We start from the raw sequence: 18,349 nt of genomic DNA on the forward strand, positions 1-18,349 counted from the left end.
CCAGCCCGGGTCCGTCGACGCCGAGCGCCGCGTTCCACGCGGCCGCCGCTCCCGGCACCGCCTCCGCGACGGCCGCCGCGAGCGCGGCCCCCTCCGCGTGCGCGGCCGTCGGGTCGAGGCCCGCCGCCGCGGCGGCGTCCCGCACCGCGTCGAGCGCCTCGCGCAGCTCGTCGACCGGGCTCACCGCCCCTCCCCCCGTCCCGCACCCGGACCGAGGTCCGGCGTGATGGCGAGCGCCGACTCCCCGAACTTCTCCGCCAGGAACTGCCCGTGCGCGACGAGCGCCTGGGCGTCCTCGCGCGACACGGCGTCGGAGATCTTGTCGAGCGTGACGCCGAGCAGGTCGAGCTGGTCGCACAGCACCATGAGCGACGTCTTGCCGTGCGACACGACCCGCCGGTCCGCGAACTCGCGCGGCAGCCGCAGGTACCCGCCCACGGCCTCCGGGAGGTAGCTCGTCGCGGTCGCGACCACGGTGTGCGCCTGCCGCGACCCCACGCCGAACCGGTCCAGCCGCGGCGCCATGTCCTCGATGGTCCGGGCGATGCCGTGCACGCGGGCGACGACGGCCGCGGGGACCTTGCCCGCGACCTGCTGCTCCACGGACCGCACGGACTCGAGGATCTCCGCCGACGTCGGCGGGGCGGCCGGCGCGGGCGCGAGCTCGGCCGGCCGCGGTCGGCCACGCAGGCGGTCGACGACGTCCCCGAACCAGCTCATGCGGATGCCGTCCTCAGCTGCCGCCGAGGTCGAGCGAGCTCGACGACGCCCCCGGCGTGTCCGTGCGCGACACGCGGTCCAGGTACGCCTGGGCCTTCTCCGTCTCGGTCTGCAGGACCCCGACCGTCTGGGCCATCGAGTCGAGCGCCTTGACCTTGAACTCGTCGATCGACTCCATGGTCGCGTAGATGTCCGCGAAGGCCTGCTGCAGCTGGGGCAGCCCGAGGGTCGACGACGCGGCCTGCTGCTGGATGGTCGCCGACTGGTCCTTGAGCATCTTGGACGTCGACGCGATCATCCCGGACGTGGTCGTGTTCAGGGCCGTGATCTGGTCGAGCACGAGCTTCTGGTTGTTGAGCGCCTGCGCGACGAGCACGGCGGTGCGCAGCGCGGAGACCGTCGTGGTGGTCGCGCGGTCGACGCCCTTGATGAGCTCGATGTTGTTCTTGAGGATGATGTCGACCGCGAGGTACCCCTGGATCGACACGACGAGCTGCGTGAGCAGGTCCTGGTGCTTCTGGCGCACGTAGAACAGCACGTCCTTGCGCAGCGAGTCGGCTCGCTCGGGGTCGGACACCTCGATCTCCGCGATCTTCGCGGACAGCTGCGTGTCGAGCCGCTCGGCGACGTAGACGTACTGGTTGAGCCGGCCCATGGTCTCCCACAGGCGCTGCTTCTCGAGGTTGAGGGCGGCGTTGTCCTTGCGGAGCTCGTCCTGCCCGTCGTACAGCGCCTTGACGATGGCGTCGAGCTGCGACTGGGCGCTCTCGTAGCGGCGGAAGTAGTCGGTGAGCTGCGAGCCGAACGGGATGAACCCGAGCAGCTTGCGCCCGACGCTCGACTCGGCAGGGTCGAGCTCCTCGACCGTCCGGCGCAGGTCCAGCAGCGACCTGCTGACCTGCGACGTGCCGGACACGCCGCCCTCGCGCAGCTCACGCACGGGCACCTGGAGCAGGCGGTTCGACGAGTCCGCGGCGGTACGGATCTCGGCCTCGCCCATGAGCCGCACGTCGTCGGCCTTGGCGGCGAGCTCGGGCGAGCCGGGCTGCACGGACAGCAGACCGTCGACGTACGCGGACACCTTCGCGTTCAGGCCCGGCAGGGCCGCCTCGTCGATGCGCGGGGCCATCGCAGGGGCCTGCGTCGCGGCGACCGGCTGGGCCGGCGCGGGCGGCTCGAGCGCGAACGCGGACTGCGCCGCCGGCGGGGTCAGGGGGGTCGCGTCCGTCATGTGAACCTCCACGTCAGCGGGTCGTCGAGCGGTGTTCCGCCGCGGCGCCGGATCGGTGCGTCGCGCCGTGCGGCGCCGTCCGACGATGGTCACGCGATGGTCAAGTGCTTGCCTCGGGACGCTAGCACGCGGAGGTGACGCGCTGAGGGTGGATTCCGCTGTGGGCACAGCGGATAGCCTGCGGCTGCGGACCGCTCGACGGTGTCGGTCCCGACCGTCGAACGGTGCGCCCCTGACCGGCGCACGCCTCGGGCGTGCTCACCTGGAGGCACCGATGACGACTTCCCCCGACGTCCGCCGGACCCCCCGCACCGAGCCGCTCGGTGCCGCGGTCCCGTCGGCCGTGCCGACCCACTGGTACAACCTCGCCGCCGACCTGCCGTCGCCCGTGCCGCCCGCGCTGCACCCGGGCACGCGGCAGCCGCTCACGCCGGACGACCTCGCGCCGCTGTTCCCGATGGCGCTCATCGGCCAGGAGGTCACGACCGATCGCTACGTCGAGATCCCGCAGACGGTCCGGGAGATCTACGCGCTGTGGCGGCCGTCGCCGCTCGTGCGGGCGCTGCGGCTCGAGCGCGCGCTGGGCACCCCGGCGCGCATCTACTACAAGTACGAGGGCGTGAGCCCGGCCGGGTCGCACAAGCCGAACACGGCCGTCGCTCAGGCGTACTACAACGCCGTCGAGGGGATCACGAAGCTCACGACCGAGACAGGCGCGGGCCAGTGGGGCGCCTCGCTGTCGATGGCGTGCTCGCTGCTCGGCCTCGAGTGCGAGGTGTGGCAGGTCCGTGCGTCGTACGACTCGAAGCCCTACCGGCGCATGCAGATGGAGACGTACGGCGCGGTGTGCCACCCGTCGCCGTCGCACCTGACGGAGGCCGGCCGCGCGATGCTCGAGGCGGACCCGCACACCACCGGGTCGCTCGGCATGGCGATCAGCGAGGCCGTCGAGGCGGCCGCGGCGGACCCCGCGGCGCACTACGCGCTCGGCAGCGTGCTCAACCACGTGCTCCTGCACCAGACGGTCATCGGCCAGGAGGCGCTCGCGCAGCTCGACGAGATCGGCGAGCAGGCCGACGTCGTGTTCGGCTGCGCGGGCGGGGGCTCGAACCTCGGCGGCCTGACGTTCCCCTTCCTCGGCCGCAACCTGCGCGAGCGCACGAGCACCCGGGTCGTGGCGTGCGAGCCGGCGGCGTGCCCGTCGCTCACGCAGGGCGAGTACCGGTACGACTTCGGCGACGTCGCCGGCCTGACGCCGCTGCTCAAGATGCACACCCTCGGCAAGGACTTCGTGCCGCCGCCCATCCACGCGGGTGGTCTGCGGTACCACGGGATGGCGCCGATGGTGTCGCACGCCAAGGAGCTCGGGCTGCTCGACGCGATCGCGGTCGACCAGGAGACCGCGTTCGCGGCCGGTGTCGAGTTCGCGCGGGCCGAGGGCATCATCCCGGCGCCCGAGTCGACGCACGCGGTCGCGGGGGCCCTCGCGCACGCGCGCGCGGCGACCGACGCGGAGACGATCGTCATCGGCCTGTCGGGCAACGGCGTGCTCGACCTGCCCGCGTACCACGACTTCCTCTGACGACGCCCGGCGGCCGGTCCTGCTCCTGGCAGGGCCGGCCGCCGGCGCGACCGGGGTCAGACCGTGACGAGCCCGGGCGCCTTCTGCGCGAAGAACGCGAGCTCGTGCCGGAACGACGTGACGAACGCGTCGAGCATGCGGGCCCGCGTCGCCGGTCCGGCGTCGCGCGCAGCCTCGTCGGCGAACGCGCGCGCCCGTGCGGCCCTGGCGACGAAGTCGTCGCCCCCGTACAGCCCGATCCAGCCTGCGTACGGGTGGTCCGGTCCGGCGGCACGGGCCATCCGGGTGCCCAGGTCCGCGTACAGCCAGTAGCAAGGCAGCACCGCGGCGACGACCTCCGCATACGACCCCGTCGCGGCGATGCCGAGCAGGTGGTCGGTGTACGCGCGCGTGACCTCGGACGCGACCGCCTGCGCCGCACCGACGACGTCGCGGTGCCGCTGGGCCTCGATGACGACGCAGTCGTGCGCACCCCGCGCGTAGAACGTCTGCGCCTCGAGCGACCGGGCCAGCGAGCTCGCGCGGGCGAGCACCCGTGCGTACTCGCCGAGGTACAGCGCGTCCTGGCCCGCGTACTCCTCGAACGTCCCCGCCGGCAGGGAGCCGTCGGCGAGCCCGCGCACGAAGGGCACCGCGTCGCAGTCCTCGCGCAGGTCCGCGACTGCGGTCCACGCCTCGTCCGAGAACGCCCGGGCACCGAGCTGCGGCGCGTGGTGGAAGTGGTCGACCGGGCCGTGCCCGCCGCCGACGCGCAGCGCCTCCCCCGCGGCGATCGCCCCGGTGAGCCACGCCTTCGCCTCGCGGGCCGCGTCTGCCCACGACGCCCGGACGGGACGCAGCGCAGCGAGCGCGGCCGACAGCGAGCAGCCCGTGCCGTGCGTCGACGACGACGGCACCCGTGGCGCGTGCAGCTCGACGACCGTGCCGTCCTCGACGAGCGCGTCGGGACTGGTCGCACCGTCGAGGTGGCCGCCCTTCACCAGCACGGCCGCGCCGAGCTCGCTCGACAGCCGCAGCGCCTGCCGCAGCGCGTGCGGCCAGGTGGTCGCACGCTCCTCGCCGAGCAGCACCGCGAGCTCGGGCAGGTTCGGCGTGACGAGGTCGGCGCGGGCCGCGAGCGCGCGCACGGCGTCCTGCGCCGCAGGGTCGAGCAGCACGTCGCCGCTGGTCGCGACCATGACGGGGTCGACCACGACGACCGGCGGCCGCACCCGGTCGAGCCACGCCGCGACGGCCCCGGCGACGGTCGCGTCGGCGAGCATCCCGACCTTGACCGCGTCGATCTCGACGTCGTCCCCGACGGCGTCGAGCTGCGCCCGCAGGAAGTCCGCGTCCGGCACGTGCACGGCCCGGACGCCGCGAGTGTTCTGCGCGACGAGCGCCGTGACCACCGCCATGCCGTACGCGCCGTGCGCCGCGAACGCCTTGAGGTCCGCCTGCACGCCGGCGCCGCCGGTGGGGTCGGTGCCCGCGATCGACAGCGCCCGCACGCGCGAGCCCCGCGCGCTCACGCGCGCGCACCGAGCGAGCGGCCGGTCCCGAGCACGGGTTCGCGGCGACCGCTGGCCGCGCGCCACGCGACGACGAGCGCCGCGGCGGCCTGGACGGGGTCGGGTGCCGCGCACACCTCGCTCACCACCGCGATCCCGTGCGCTCCCGCGGCCCGCAGGTCGGGGACGTCGGCGACGGACAGGCCGCCGATGGCGACCACGGGCAGCTCGGTCGCGAGCACGGCCGCGGCGACCCCGTCCACGCCGATCGCGTCGGTCGCGTCGGGCTTGGTCGGCGTGAGCCGCACCGGCCCGGACCCGATGTAGTCGACGCTCGCCGGGACGTCGCGCAGATGCTCCGGGCGCGCCGCCGAGAGGCCGATGAGCGCCGCCGGGCCGAGGATCGACCGCACGTCGTCGGGGTGCAGGTCCCGGCGTCCGACGTGCACGCCGTCCACCACCGCGCCGCGGGCGCGCGCCGCGGCCGCGACGTCGGCACGGTCGTCGACGACGAGCAGCGTGCGCGAGCCGCGCAGGGCGTCCGCGACCGCCAGCGTCATCGCGACGACGTCGCGCGCGCCCGCGTCCTTGGCGCGGACCTGCACGACGCCGACCCGTGCGTGCGCGGCTGCGCGGGCGACGTCCTGCGGGGTCCGGCCGGCAGCCCGGCACACGTCGGCGTCGACCACCACGTACGGCCCCTCGGGGAGCCCGGGCCGCCCGGTCACGCCCGCACCGCCACAGGCGGCGCGACGTCGAGCACCTCGAGCAGGCGGCCGGCCAGGTCGGCGGGGGCGATCGCGTGCAGCTCGTCGACCCAGGCGACCCGGAACGACGCCGGCCCGCGCGCACCGACCGCGGCCCGCTCGGCGGCGAGACCGACGAGCCCGGTCGCGGCGACGGCGGCGACCAGCGGCGGCACGACGGCGGAGAAGGCCGCGACGATCCCACCGAGCGCACAGCCCGTCCCGGTCACGGTGGTGAGCATCCGGTCCCCGACCGCCAGACGCACCACGGACCGCCCGTCCGTCACGAGGTCCGTCGGGCCCGACACCGCGACGACCGCACCCGTGGACCGCGCGAGCGCGGCCGCCGGTCCCGCGTCGACCGCGTCGCCCGCGTCCACCCCTCGACCGGCCGACGCGCCGCCCGCGAGCGCGAGCACCTCGCTCGCGTTGCCGCGCACGACCGCGGGCCCGACGTCGAGCAGCCGGCGCGCCATGCGGGTGCGCTCGGACAGCACGCCGACCGCGACCGGGTCGAGCACCCACGGCGTCCCGGCGGCGCGCGCGACCTCGACGGTCGGCTCGACGGACGCCCGCTGGTCAGGCCCCGGTGTGCCGAGGTTGACGAGCACGGCGCCCGCGACGGCCGCGAGCTCCTGGGCCTCGCCGGGGACGGCCGCCATCGCGGGCGACGCGCCGACGGCGAGCAGCACGTCCGCGACCAGGCCGGTCGTGACCTCGTTGGTGAGGCACTGCACGAGCGGCGTGCGCGACCGCAGGACGGTCAGGGCCGCAGCGCACGCGTCGGCGAGCGCTGCGATCTCGGAGGGCACGCCGGAAGGAGGGAACGCAGGAGTCATCGAGGTGACATCCCTTCGCTAGTACGAGCTAGATCAGGTTCAGCGGGTGTGATCTCAGCCCCGTGCGTCGCACGCCCGGGGCACCCCGTGTCAGTCCGGCCACGCTATCCCTGCGTGCGCACCCCGGTCGTGGCGCCGTTCAGCAGGTGGACGCACGAAGGCCCGCGTCCGTGCGGACGCGGGCCCTCGTGCTCCGGGATCAGCGCGTGCTGACCGGCTTGCTCGTGCTCGGCGACACGTTGGCCGGGTCGTCCGGCACGAACGTCGCCGTGTACGTGTGCCGCCCCGACGGCACGGTGTCGATCGCGATGCCGAGCACCACGTCGATCGTCTTCACGACCGTGCCTCCCTCGCGGATCTCGACCTTGCCGGACGGGAGCCGCCCGTTGTTCGTCGAGACGGTCGCGACGGCGAACGACGGGATGAACAGGAACCCGGGTGTCACCGACAGGCTGGTCTTCGTGGTGACCTTCTCCACGACGATCGTCACCGGGTCGGACTGCGACCCGGCCACGGTGCTGTCACCCGCGAACCGTGCGACGACCTCGTAGGTGCCGGCCGGCGTGGACGCAGGCAGGTCGAGGGTCGCCTTGCCCTTGCTCAGGTTCACCGTGCCGAGCACGGTGTCGCCGGCCACGAACTCGACAGGGCCGGACACCGGCACGGTCGACTTCACGGTCGCCTTGAGCGTGATCTTCGACTTCCCGTAGACCTGGCTCGCCGGTGCCGCCTGGAGGGTCGTGGTCGACGACGGCAGCGCCGCCTCGACCGTGAGCGGCAGCGTCACGGTGGTGCCGCTGGGCGTCGCGACCAGCGTCAGGGTGTGCTCCCCGGCGCTCGTGCCCGACGGCACCGTGACGGACACGTTCGCGTTGCCACCGGTCACGGTCGCCGACCCGATGGACGTGCCGTCCAGCCGCACGTCGAGGCTCGTGTTCTGCGGCGACCCGAGGCTCGTGAGGTCCAGCTTCGTCACCGGGAACGCGAGCGTGTCACCCGCGGTCACCGTCGACGGCACGCTCGGCACGCCGACGGCCTGGCGGGCGAAGTCCGGGGCCAGGCCCGGGTGCGCCTGCAGGTACGCGATCCAGCCGTCGCGGTCGACGAGCCCGGAGTCCTTCGGGGCGGTCCCCTCGGTGAAGATCCGGAAGTTGTCGCCGCCCGTGATGAGGAACGAGAACGTCCCGATCCGGTAGCTGGCCGCCGGGTCGATCGGGGCGCCGTTCACCGTGATCGACGTGATGTGCGAGCCCATCGGTGCCGCGGCGTCGTAGGTGTACGTCACGTTGTCCGACAGCCCGAGCTGCAGGTACGGCCGCGTGGGGATCGTGCCGTCCGGGTTGGTCTGCCACTGCTGCTCGAGCATCGTCTTGAACTGCGCGCCCGTGAGCGACGTCGTCCAGAGGTTGTTGACGAACGGCAGCACCGAGTTCGCCTCGGCCGTGGTCACCACGCCGTCGGGCGCGTACAGCAGCTCGGCCCGCAGACCACCCGGGTTGACGACGCCGATCTCCGCGCCGCCCAGGTTGTCCGGCGCCAGGGTGTCCCGCAGCGCGTTCGCCACGGTGTCGCCCAGCGTCGACTCGCTCGCCCGGTCGTCCCGCCCGGAGGTCGGGGTCGGGCCGGGCCCGACGTAGCCGTCGGCCGTGTACGTGCCGCCGGTGAACGCGGTCGTGATGTCGTCCGTGATCGAGCCGACCGGGACAGAGCCGACCTCGTTCGCGTACGCGAGCGCGGCCTCGGTGATCGTCTTCACCTCCGCGACCCGCGGGTACGTCGCCGCGAGCTGGTTCGCGAAGTCCGCCTCGCTCGTGCCCGCCGGTGCGACCAGCCGCGGCACGTTCGTCTGCGTGTGCGCGAGGACCTCGTCCGTGCTCGGGTCGTACGTGAGCACGATCTTGCCGATGTTCTCGCCGTAGCTGCCGGTCTGCAGGATCGGTCGCGTCTTGCCCGGCTGGCCCGGGACGGGCGCCTCCCACGCGTACACCTTGTGCGTGTGGCCGGTGAAGATCGCGTCGACCTTCGACGACGTGTCGTTGACGATCTCCGCGAACGCGCCGCCCGCGGCGACCTCCTCCTCGAGCGTCGCGCCGTCCAGCGTCCCCTCGGAGGCGCCCTCGTGGTAGCTCGCGACGAGCACGTCGGCCTCGCCGTTGGACGGGTCGCCGTCCGTCAGCTCGCCCGCGACGCGGTTGACGGCCTCGACCGGGTCGCCGAACGACAGCTCGGTGATGCCGCCCGGGCTGACGAGCGACGGGGTCTCCTCGGTGACCGCGCCGATGATGCCGACCGTCACGCCGTCCATGTCGATCAGTGCGTACTCCGGCAGTGCCGGCGTCGTGGTGCCGGCCTCGTAGACGTTCGCCCCGAGGTAGTCCCAGGTGGCGTTCGTGCCGCCCGCGATGATGCGGTCGCGCAGGTCGGCGAAGCCCTTGTCGAACTCGTGGTTGCCCACGGCGGACGCGTTGAGCTCGAGCGCGTTGAGCACGTCGATCGTCGGCTGGTCCTGCTGGACGGCCGACGCGAACAGCGACGCGCTCACGTTGTCACCGGCCGACACGAACGCGACCGGGTCACCGGCGGCGATCGCGGCGGCCTTCTGCTGCTCGACGGTGCCCGCGAACTTCACGGTGTTGGCGTCGATGCGCCCGTGGAAGTCGTTGATGTCGAGCAGCGTGAGGTTCACCGGCGCGGCCGCACCGTCCACGAGCCCGACGACCACGGGATCGTGGTCCGAGGACCGGTACTGGTCCGGCGCGTAGAAGAGCGTGCCGTGGTAGTTGTACCGGCTGTACTCGAGCGCGATGGACTCCTCGGCGTTGATCTCCCAGATGTCCGCGCCGGTCGCCCGTGCCATCGCGGGACCGTTGAGGAGCACGTGGTCGAGCGACCCCGACAGCCCGCCGAACGAGTAGGAGTACTCGCCCGGCGCGAAGTGCGACCCGGCGTCGGTGTACCCGGCGGTGTAGAGCAGCCGCAGCGGGTCCTCCTGCGTGTAGGAGTTGAAGTCACCCACGAGCGCGACCGACTGGACGTCGCCCTGGATCGTCGGGACCCAGTCGCGCAGGGCCGTCGCCTGGCGGACGCGGGACTCGTTCGACGCGCCCTGGCCGTCACCGGTGTCGGCGTCACCCGGCCACGGGCCCGCCGAGCCCTTCGACTTGAAGTGGTTGACGACGACGAGGAACGGCTCTCCCCCGCCGACCGGCGTGAACGCCTGCGCGATGGGCTCGCGCGCGTTGCCGAACGCCTGGTCGTCCCCGCTCTGCGAACCGAGCGCGTGCGATGGGCCCGTCCGGGTCACCGCTGCGGTCCGGTAGATGATCGCGTTCGTGATGACGTCCATCTGGGCGACCGGCGGCAGGTCGGCCGTCGCGGACGGCACGTACGCCCACGTCCCGGCGCCGGCCGACGCGTTGAGCGCGTCGGTGAGCGTGCTCAGCGCCTCGTCGGCCACCCCGTCGACGACCAGCGAGTTCTCGATCTCCAGCAGGCCGACGACGTCGGCGTCGAGCCCGTTGATCGCCGCCACGATCTTGTCCTGCTGACGCTGCAGGTCCGCGGGGTCCCACGCGCCGCGCGGCTCGCAGCCGCTGTTCACCGTCACCGGGTCGCCCGTGCGGTCGTTGAACGACGTGCAGCCGGGCGTGCCCGCGCCGAGCGTCGTGAAGTAGTTGAGCACGTTGAACGACGCGACCCGCAGGTCGCCGCCGATCGCCGCCGCGTCGGGTGCGGCCGGCCGGTCGTTCGCGAACGAGACCGGCGCAGGACCGCCCGCGACCACCTGGGACGTCGGGTTGAGCTTCCAGACGTTGTTGCGGAAGTCGACGACGAGCGGCGCGCTGAAGGTCGCGGCCTCGCCGACCCGCACGGGTGCCGTGAGCGACACGTACGGCGGGGTCTGCGACTGGTTGGCGGCCGACAGGAAGTTCGTCGACGCGCCGTCGTCGAGCACCACACCGCGCGCCGCATCGTCCGCAGCCGCGGCCGTGGCCTCGGCCGACCCGGGCGCGCCGACCTCGGTCGGCTGCAGCAGCGGCGTCGTGCCCGCGGCCAGACCCACCTCGCCGTACTGGTTGGTGCTGAACGTGTTGGACACCGTGTAGGGACCGGCCGGTGCGATGAGCATCGACTCGAGGACCTCGCGCGCGGCGTCCGTCGTGGGCCAGGTCGCGGCGACCGGCGTCACCGCCGCCGCGGGCGTCGCGAGCTTCTCGACGCCGCCGGCCGCAACCGTGAGCTCCGTCAACCCGTTGAACTCGCTGACCGTCCCGGTCACGCGCAGGTGGTCGCCGATCGCGACGGACCCGACCGTGGCGGCCGAGAAGACGAACACGGCGTCCGACGCGGTGTGGGACGCGTCGAGCGTGCCGCCGGTGCCGGGCGTCTGGATGACGTAGCCCGACAGGCCGCCCGTCGGGTACGCCGCCGTGACGACGCCCTCGGTGACGACGCTCTGCCCGACGAACGGCGACGCAGCGCCGGTGCCCTGGATCTCCTCGATCGTGCGTGCGGTCGGCGTGCCGGGGTCGGTGCTGCCCGCGGCCTGCGGCGTCGGCGTGCCCGCCGTGAAGTCGGCGGCGTTGTCGCCCGTGTTGGCGTGCGTCGCGCTGCGGGACGCGGACGTCGTGTTGCTCAGGCCGGGTGCCGCCGCGGTGCCGGCGAAGTTGTTCGCCGTGCCGTAGCCGACGAAGTCCACGACCGCCGCGTCGGTGGCGCACGAGGCGCCGCACACCAGGGCCGAGGTCGAGCCCACGAGGGCGACCTTGCCCGACGTCGCGCTCATCGGGATCGTGCCGACGACGTCGCCCACCACCGGCGTGGCGGGGTTGGACCCGGCGGCCTCGGCGACGAGCAGGTAGCCGCCCGCGGGCACCACGCCGGTGAGCGCCGTGACCTGCCAGGACGACCCGGCCGCCGATGCGTACTGCACGGACCACCCGGTCGTGTCGACCGCGCTGCTGCCCGGGTTGTAGAGCTCGACGAAGTCGCGATCGAACGGCGCGCCGGAGTTCCCGCCACCGCCGTACACCTCGTTGACCACGAGCGGGGCGCCCGGACCGGCCGCGGCGCTCGCGGCGCCCGCCCCCCAGACGGTCCCTACAAGAACGAGACCGAGGGCTGCGATGCCCCCGGTCGCCGACCTCAGACCTGCGTGCACGTCGGGATCTCCTTCGTCGGGGCGTCGCGCGGCCACCCTGTCGGGGGACCGCGTTCACTCTCACGGGTCGTCCGTTATGTCGCAACTACTCGTCGGTAACCGTTTGGTGAACTCGTCCCAGGACTGTCCGCACCCGGACACGGCACGACCCCGCGGCCGGTGCGGCGCGCGGGGTCGTGTGCGTGGAGCGGCAGGTCAGGCGCGCAACGTCGCCCCGAACCGTGCGTGCGTCTCGGCGACGACGGCGTCCCGGACGGCCGCCTGCTCCTGGGCGGTGAGCGTCCGGTCCGCCGCGCGCAGCCGCAGCGCGAACGCGAGCGACCGCGTGCCCGCGGGCACCTGGTCCCCCACGTAGACGTCGAACAGCCGGACGTCCTCGACGACGTCACCGGCCGGGCTCGCCGACGCCCCACGACGGACGGCCGCGAGCACGTCCGCCGCCGGCACCTCTGCCGGGACGACGAGTGCGACGTCCTCCTTGGCGACCGGGAACGGCGACACGGGCTCGGCCTGGACCGGGTCGTGCGGCGCGTGCGCGAGCAGCACGTCGAGGTCGAGCTCGAACGCGACCGCCCGTGCGGGCAGGTGGTGCGCGGCGACGACCTTCGGGTGCAGCTCGCCCGCGTGCCCGACGAGCGTGCCGTCGGCCGTGCTCAGGCGCGCGCACCGGCCCGGGTGCCACGGCGCGTGGCCGGTGTCGGCCGACGCGACGAGCGGCACGCCCACGATCTGCGCGACCTTCTCGGCGGCCGCGATCGCGTCCGTGTGGTCAGCCCGGCGGCCGGGACCCCACCAGCCGGACGGGAAGACGTTCCCTGCGAGCACCCCGGCGACCCGGCGCGGCTGCGGCGGCACGGCCGCCTCGATGGCGGCGAGCTGCTCGTCCGTCGGCCGCACGCCCCCCGGGAGCCGGGGCGCCGCGGGTGCGTCGACCAGCGGGCGCGTGACGAGGCCGATCTCGAAGATCGCGACGTCCCCGACGCCGCGCGAGACGTTGCGCCGGGCGGTGTCGAGCAGCGTGACCAGCAGGTTCGTCCGCATGAACGGCTGCGCGTCGGAGAGCGGGTTGACGAGACGCACGGCGCGCCGCCGGTCGTCGTCAGGGGGCAGCTCGAGCGCGTCGAGCTGCTCGGACGACACGAACGGGTAGCTGAGGACCTCGACGAGACCTGCCTCGGCCAGCGCACGCGCGACGGACCGGCGGATCCGCTGCCCGTCGGTGAGCCCGCGGCCGACGGGCGCGTCCGGCACGATGCTCGGGATCGCGTCGTAGCCGCGCAGCCGCGCGACCTCCTCGACCAGGTCCACGCCCGCCACGAGGTCCGGCCGCCAGGTCGGCGGCAGCACGGTCACGGTGCCGTCGACGACCTCGCCGACCTCGCAGCCGATCTCGGTGAGCGTCTCGACGACCTCGTCGGCGGTGTACGGGACACCGACCAGGCGCGCCGGCAGCGTCACGTCGAGCGTGATCGGCGCCGGTGCCGTCGTCTTGTCGACGTCCGTCAGCGCGTCGTCGGCGACCCCGCCGCCGTGCTCCGCGAGCAGCGCGACGACCCGGGCGACGGCCACGCGCGGCAGCTGCGGGTCGACACCGCGCTCGAACCGCTTGGCGGCCTCGCTCGGCAGCTTGTGGCGTCGCGCCGTCCGGGCGACCGTGATCGGGTCGAAGTGCGCGGCCTCGATCAGCAGGTCGGTCGTCTCAGGACCGACCTCGCTGTCGCCTCCGCCCATGACGGCCGCGAGCCCGATGACGCGCGACGCGCGCGCGCCGCCCGGGCTGTCGGTGATGAGCAGGTCCTCGGGGTCGAGCGCGCGGTCGACGTCGTCGAGCGTCCGCAGCCGCTCCCCCGGCGCCGCACGCCGCACGACGATCGGTGCCGCGACCTTGGCCAGGTCGTAGGCGTGCAGCGGCTGCCCGAGGTCGAGCATCACGTAGTTCGTCACGTCGACCGCGAGGTTGATCGGCCGCATGCCGGCCTGCGTGAGGCGGCGCTGCATCCACTGCGGCGACGGGTCGTTCGCCCGCACGCCCCGGACCACCTGCGCGACGAACCGGTCTGCACCAGGCACGCCGTCGATGGGAGCCGCGTCGTCGAGCTCGACCGCGAACCCACCGGCCGCGGGCGCACGCTCGGCGTCGGAGGCGAGCCCGCGGTCGGTGAACCGGGCCCCCGTCGAGTGCGCGTACTCGCGCGCGACGCCGCGCATCGAGAAGCAGTAACCCCGGTCGGGCGTCACGTTGATCTCGAGCACCTCGTCGCCGAGGCCCAGGAGCTCACGTGCGTCCGTGCCGACGGGCGCGTCGATGCCGAGCGTCGACAGCACGATGATCCCGGCGTGGTCGTCGCCGAGGCCGAGCTCGCGCGCCGAGCAGATCATGCCGTCGGACACGTGCCCGTACGTCTTGCGGGACGCGATCGCGAACGGCCCCGGCAGCACGGCGCCCGGCAGAGCGACGACGACCCGGTCGCCGACCGCGAAGTTGTGCGCGCCGCAGACGATGCCCCGCGGCGAACCGCCGGGCTCGTTGTGCTCGGGGCCCACGTCGACGCGGCACCAGTTGATGGTCTTGCCGTTCTTCTGCGGCTCGGGCGTCAGCTCGACGACCTCACCGACCACGAGGGGTCCGGTGACGGCGGCGGCGTGGATCGCCTCCTCCTCCAGACCGACGCGCACCAGGTCGGCGGCGAGCTGCTCGGCAGTGAGGCCGGCGGGCAGGTCGACGTGCTCGGCGAGCCACGTCAGGGGGATGCGGGGCATCAGATCTCCGTCCCGAACTGCGTGGAGAAGCGCACGTCGCCCTCCACCATGTCGTGCATGTCGGCGATGCCGTGGCGGAGCATGAGCGTCCGCTCGATGCCCATGCCGAAGGCGAAGCCGGAGTAGACGTCGGGGTCGACCCCCGTGGCGCGCAGGACGTTGGGGTTGACCATGCCGCAGCCGCCCCACTCGATCCAGCCGGGTCCGCCCTTCTTCTGCGGGAACCACAGGTCCATCTCGGCGCTCGGCTCCGTGAACGGGAAGAACGACGGGCGCAGGCGCGTGCGGGCGTCCGGCCCGAAGATCGCCTGCGCGAAGTGGTCCAGCGTGCCCTTGAGGTGCGCCATCGTCAGGCCCTTGTCGATCGCGAGGCCCTCGACCTGGTGGAACACCGGGGTGTGCGTCGCGTCCAGCTCGTCCGTGCGGAACACCTTGCCGGGACACGCGATGTACACGGGCAGCTCACGCTCGAGCAGCGTGCGCGCCTGCACCGGCGACGTGTGCGTCCGCAGCACCAGCCCCGACTCGGCGCCGGCACCGGCGTCGACGAAGAACGTGTCCTGCATCTGCCGCGCGGGGTGGTCGACGCCGAAGTTGAGCGCGTCGAAGTTGAACCACTCGGCCTCGAGCTCGGGCCCCTCGGCGATCTCCCAGCCCATCGCGACGAAGATGTCGGCGATGCGCTCCTGCAGCGTCTCGAGCGGGTGGCGCGCACCGACCGGGCGACGGTCGACGGGAAGCGTCACGTCGACGGCCTCCTCGACGAGCACGCGGGCGTCGCGCTCGGCCTCGAGCACCGTCTGACGCCCGGCGAGCGCCGCGTTGAGCCGCCCGCGGGCAGCACCGAGCAGCCGCCCGGCGGTGCCCTTGTCGGCCGGCGCGAGGCCGCCGATGGCGCGGTTCGCGAGCGCGATCGGGCTGTGCTCCCCGAGGTGCGCGAGCCGCGCCTGCTTGAGGCCGTCGAGGTCGGTCGCGGCGTCGAACGCCTTGAGCGCGGCCTCCACGGCGGCGTCGATGCCGGGCTCGTCGAGCGGGGACAAGGGGGTGTCGTCGGACATCCGGACCTTCCAGGGGAGGTTGCGGGCGACCCGGCCGCGCGTCCGCACGGCCGCGGGTCGTGGCTGGACGCGAGGCGTCCGGCCAGCAGGGCAGTCTACTGGCGCCCGTCCCTGGGCCCGGTGCGCCGTCCACCGGCGACGACGCCGGCGGACCTGCTCACGTACGCGTCAGCGCGGCCCGGGAACGGGCCGCGGAAATCGACGGGAGCACGACGTCATGCCGGTCATCCTGCCACGCACGCCGCGACACGCACGAACGCAATGACCGCTCAGCGACCGAGCGGGAGCCGCTCGACGACCGTGTAGAGCGGACCGCCGCCACGCCCCGCACCGGGTCGCGACTCGACGAGCACGACGTCCTGCACGAGCCACGACGGCCCCTCGTACACGCCCAGCGCGCGGGCGACCCCCGTGGCCACGTCCTCGTCGTCGACCGCCGCGCCGGGAAGTCCGGGCCCCTCGGGGCCGCCACGACCGGGCCGCGAGGACCGCCGGCGCGGCGGACGGCTGCCCGGCCGGATCCGGCCGACCGTCAGGTGCGCCCGGTCGCGCGCCCGGACGTCCGTGTGCGCGCCGGCTGCGACACCCGCGTCGACGCACGCCGCCGTGAGCGCCCGCTGCGCGTCGACGTCACCCGACACGCCGACCCACATCGTCCGGTGCGAGAACACGCCGGCCCCCCGCAGCGCGAGCGGGTACGGGTCGATCTCCCGCACGGCGGCCGCGAGGTCGCCGCGCAGGGCGGGCACCGCACCGTCCGGGAGGTCGCCGTAGAACGCCGTCGTGAGGTGCCACGTCTCGCGCGCCGACCACCGGATCACCGGCGACGCCCCCGACGGGCCGCCGCGCACCGACGCGAGCGCGAGGTCGAGGTGGTCGAGCACGTCGTCGGGCGGCCAGACCGCCGCGAACAGCCTCACGCGGGCATCCCGCTCGGCCGCTGCCGCTGGGCCCGCGAGCTGGCGTACAGGCACACGGTCGCGGCGGTCGCGAGGTTGAGCGACTCGGCCCTTCCTCGGATGGGGACCCGGACCACGGCGTCGGCCAGCGCACGGTCCTCGTCACGCAGCCCCCAGGCCTCGTTGCCGAACACCCACGCGCTCCGCCGCGCCAGGTCAGGCACGCCCTCCGGGGCCGCACCGGCGACGTCCAGGAGGTCGTCGAGGTCGTGCTCGCCGGACCCGTCCGCCGCCAGGACCAGGAGGCCCGCCGCTCGCAGCCGCGCGACCGTCTCCGGCAGGTCGAGACCCGTGACGACGGGCAGGTGGAACAAGGACCCGGCGGTCGAGCGGACCACCTTGGGGTTGTGCACGTCGACGCTCTCGCGCGTGAGCAGCGCCGCGTCGGCACCGGCCGCGTCGCACGCGCGCACGACCGTGCCGGCGTTGCCGGGGTCGCGGACGTGCGCGAGGACCGCGAGCAGCCGCGGTGCCGCGTCCAGGACGGCGTCGAGCGACGACTCGAGCAGGTCCGCCACGGCGACCACGTGCTGCGCGTCCGGGCTCATCGCGTCGAGCACCTCCGCCGAGCCCGTGCGCACCCGGGCACCGCGCCCCTGAGCGGCGGCGACGATCTCCGGGTACCGCCGCGCCGCCTGCTCGGTCACGTACACGTCGTGCACGCGCACGCCGTCGACCGCGACCGCCTCCCGCACCGCCTGCGGACCCTCGACCACGAACCGGCCCGCACGCAGACGCGCCGAACGCCCGGCCAGCGCCCGCACCGACCGCACCCGCTCCGCGCGGGGGTTGGTCAGCTCGGGCATCGACCGGGCGTCCGGGACGGTGCTCAGCTCAGTGCTCGGTTCAGCTCCGTGAGCGAGCGTCACGCAGCCGAGGGCGCGTTGACGTCGGCCGGCAGCGCGTCCTTGGCAGCCTGCACGAGGACGTTGAACGCCGGGGCGTCGTTCACGGCCAGGTCGGCGAGGACGCGGCGGTCCACCTCGATGCCCGCGAGCTTGAGGCCCTGGATCAGGCGGTTGTACGTCAGGCCCTGCTCACGCGAGGCCGCGTTGATCCGCTGGATCCACAGCTTGCGGAAGTCGCTCTTGCGCGCCTTGCGGTCGCGGTACGAGTAGACGAGGGAGTGGGTGACCTGCTCCTTCGCCTTCCGGTACAGGCGCGAGCGCTGGCCGCGGTAACCGCTGGCGCGCTCCAGGGTCGAACGACGCTTCTTCTGGGCGTTGACCGCCCGCTTCACGCGTGCCACGTGATGCTCCTTGCTGGTCTAGGGCTCGCAGTGCGACACCGGGGACGCGGGGGGCGTCCCGACGGGGTCACTTGCCGAGCAGCTTCTTGATCTTCGGGGTGTCAGCGGCGGAGACGACGACGTCACCGGCGATGCGGCGCGTACGACGGCTCGACTTGTGCTCGAGAAGGTGGCGGCCGTTGGCCTGCTCACGCATGACCTTCCCGGTGCCGGTCACCCGGAAGCGCTTCTTGGCACCGGAGTGCGTCTTGTTCTTCGGCATGGCTGCCGTGTCTCCTTGTCGTTCTCATCGCACGGGTTCGTGCGACTCGTGTCGTGCGGCCCGGCTGGCGGCCGGACCGTTCGTCGTGCGGGTCAGCTTCTGTCGTCGGGGGCCGACGGCGTGGTGCGGCCGGCGGCGGGGCCCGGACGCGGTGCAGGCTTCGGCGCCGAGCCCGGGGTGGCCCGCGGCGCCGCCGGACGCGGCGTCGGGGTCGCCGACCGGGTGGTCGACACCATCACGGCCTGGGGCGTCAAGGACGGCTACTTCGCCGACCAGGCCGAGGCCGCCGCGT

At 74.0% G+C, this 18,349-nt stretch carries 13 protein-coding genes, 1 pseudogene and 1 riboswitch; of the genes and pseudogenes, 1 reads left to right on the forward strand and 13 read right to left on the reverse strand.

Annotated features, from left to right (window positions below):
- The 3 genes and pseudogenes from J7523_RS18940 to J7523_RS18950 all read right to left on the reverse strand — a co-directional run.
- Positions 1–184 (reverse strand): annotated as a pseudogene (locus tag J7523_RS18940) (AAA family ATPase); the annotation flags it as partial.
- The gene (locus J7523_RS18945) at positions 181–720 is read right to left on the reverse strand and encodes a hypothetical protein (protein WP_291890171.1); all 540 of its coding nucleotides are present in this window, start codon (positions 718–720) and stop codon (positions 181–183) included. The gene J7523_RS18945 and the pseudogene J7523_RS18940, both read right to left, overlap by 4 nt.
- A gap of 13 nt (positions 721–733) precedes the next feature.
- Positions 734–1,951 (reverse strand): toxic anion resistance protein, encoded by a 1,218-nt coding sequence (locus J7523_RS18950; protein WP_291890172.1) that lies wholly within the window; start codon positions 1,949–1,951, stop codon positions 734–736.
- A gap of 274 nt (positions 1,952–2,225) precedes the next feature.
- On the opposite strand from J7523_RS18950, the gene J7523_RS18955 reads away from it, so the two are divergent.
- Entirely contained in the window at positions 2,226–3,533 is a 1,308-nt protein-coding gene (locus J7523_RS18955) for a TrpB-like pyridoxal phosphate-dependent enzyme (protein ID WP_291890173.1), read from the forward strand.
- 56 nt (positions 3,534–3,589) lie between these two features.
- On the opposite strand, the gene thiD is transcribed toward J7523_RS18955, so the two are convergent.
- From thiD to rpmI, 10 genes are all read right to left on the reverse strand, one after another.
- Positions 3,590–5,044, reverse strand: coding sequence for a bifunctional hydroxymethylpyrimidine kinase/phosphomethylpyrimidine kinase (gene thiD / locus J7523_RS18960; RefSeq protein WP_291890174.1), 1,455 nt, complete (start codon positions 5,042–5,044; stop codon positions 3,590–3,592).
- Positions 5,041–5,751 carry a thiamine phosphate synthase gene (locus J7523_RS18965; protein WP_291890175.1) on the reverse strand — a complete coding sequence of 237 codons (711 nt, stop codon included), beginning with the start codon at positions 5,749–5,751 and terminating at the stop codon, positions 5,041–5,043. Before J7523_RS18965 ends, thiD begins: the two co-directional genes overlap by 4 nt.
- Positions 5,748–6,581, reverse strand: coding sequence for a hydroxyethylthiazole kinase (thiM, locus tag J7523_RS18970; protein ID WP_291890176.1), 834 nt, complete (start codon positions 6,579–6,581; stop codon positions 5,748–5,750). Before thiM ends, J7523_RS18965 begins: the two co-directional genes overlap by 4 nt.
- 20 nt (positions 6,582–6,601) lie before the next feature.
- A riboswitch (TPP riboswitch) is annotated at positions 6,602–6,706 on the reverse strand.
- Positions 6,707–6,807: 101 nt separating this feature from the next.
- Positions 6,808–11,769 carry an ExeM/NucH family extracellular endonuclease gene (locus J7523_RS18975; RefSeq protein ID WP_291890177.1) on the reverse strand — a complete coding sequence of 1,654 codons (4,962 nt, stop codon included), beginning with the start codon at positions 11,767–11,769 and terminating at the stop codon, positions 6,808–6,810.
- Positions 11,770–11,964: 195 nt separating this feature from the next.
- On the reverse strand, positions 11,965–14,529 hold the full coding sequence (gene pheT, locus J7523_RS18980) for a phenylalanine--tRNA ligase subunit beta (RefSeq protein ID WP_291890178.1): 2,565 nt from the start codon (positions 14,527–14,529) through the stop codon (positions 11,965–11,967).
- Positions 14,529–15,587 (reverse strand): phenylalanine--tRNA ligase subunit alpha, encoded by a 1,059-nt coding sequence (gene pheS / locus J7523_RS18985; RefSeq protein WP_291890179.1) that lies wholly within the window; start codon positions 15,585–15,587, stop codon positions 14,529–14,531. Before pheS ends, pheT begins: the two co-directional genes overlap by 1 nt.
- Before the next feature lie 269 nt (positions 15,588–15,856).
- Positions 15,857–16,507 carry an RNA 2',3'-cyclic phosphodiesterase gene (gene thpR / locus J7523_RS18990; protein WP_291890180.1) on the reverse strand — a complete coding sequence of 217 codons (651 nt, stop codon included), beginning with the start codon at positions 16,505–16,507 and terminating at the stop codon, positions 15,857–15,859.
- Positions 16,504–17,352, reverse strand: coding sequence for an RNA methyltransferase (locus J7523_RS18995; protein WP_291890181.1), 849 nt, complete (start codon positions 17,350–17,352; stop codon positions 16,504–16,506). Before J7523_RS18995 ends, thpR begins: the two co-directional genes overlap by 4 nt.
- 59 nt (positions 17,353–17,411) lie before the next feature.
- Positions 17,412–17,795, reverse strand: a complete 384-nt coding sequence (rplT, locus tag J7523_RS19000; protein ID WP_203758129.1) for a 50S ribosomal protein L20 — start codon at positions 17,793–17,795, stop codon at positions 17,412–17,414.
- A 67-nt stretch (positions 17,796–17,862) separates the two neighbouring features.
- Entirely contained in the window at positions 17,863–18,057 is a 195-nt protein-coding gene (rpmI, locus tag J7523_RS19005) for a 50S ribosomal protein L35 (RefSeq protein ID WP_013883985.1), read from the reverse strand.
- Between the last annotated feature and the right edge of the window lie 292 nt (positions 18,058–18,349).

The organism is Cellulomonas sp., assembly GCF_017744555.1.
Classification (GTDB): domain Bacteria; phylum Actinomycetota; class Actinomycetes; order Actinomycetales; family Cellulomonadaceae; genus Cellulomonas.

Bases quoted from the DNA above. Each gene is read 5' to 3' on its own strand.
- J7523_RS18945 (WP_291890171.1), bottom strand. From the start codon at position 720: ATGAGCTGGTTCGGGGACGTCGTCGACCGCCTGCGTGGCCGACCGCGG.
- J7523_RS18955 (WP_291890173.1), top strand. From the start codon at position 2,226: ATGACGACTTCCCCCGACGTCCGCCGGACCCCCCGCACCGAGCCGCTC.
- pheS (WP_291890179.1), bottom strand. From the start codon at position 15,587: ATGTCCGACGACACCCCCTTGTCCCCGCTCGACGAGCCCGGCATCGAC.
- J7523_RS18995 (WP_291890181.1), bottom strand. From the start codon at position 17,352: ATGCCCGAGCTGACCAACCCCCGCGCGGAGCGGGTGCGGTCGGTGCGG.
- rpmI (WP_013883985.1), bottom strand. From the start codon at position 18,057: ATGCCGAAGAACAAGACGCACTCCGGTGCCAAGAAGCGCTTCCGGGTG.
- pheT (WP_291890178.1), bottom strand. From the start codon at position 14,529: ATGCCCCGCATCCCCCTGACGTGGCTCGCCGAGCACGTCGACCTGCCC.
- J7523_RS18950 (WP_291890172.1), bottom strand. From the start codon at position 1,951: ATGACGGACGCGACCCCCCTGACCCCGCCGGCGGCGCAGTCCGCGTTC.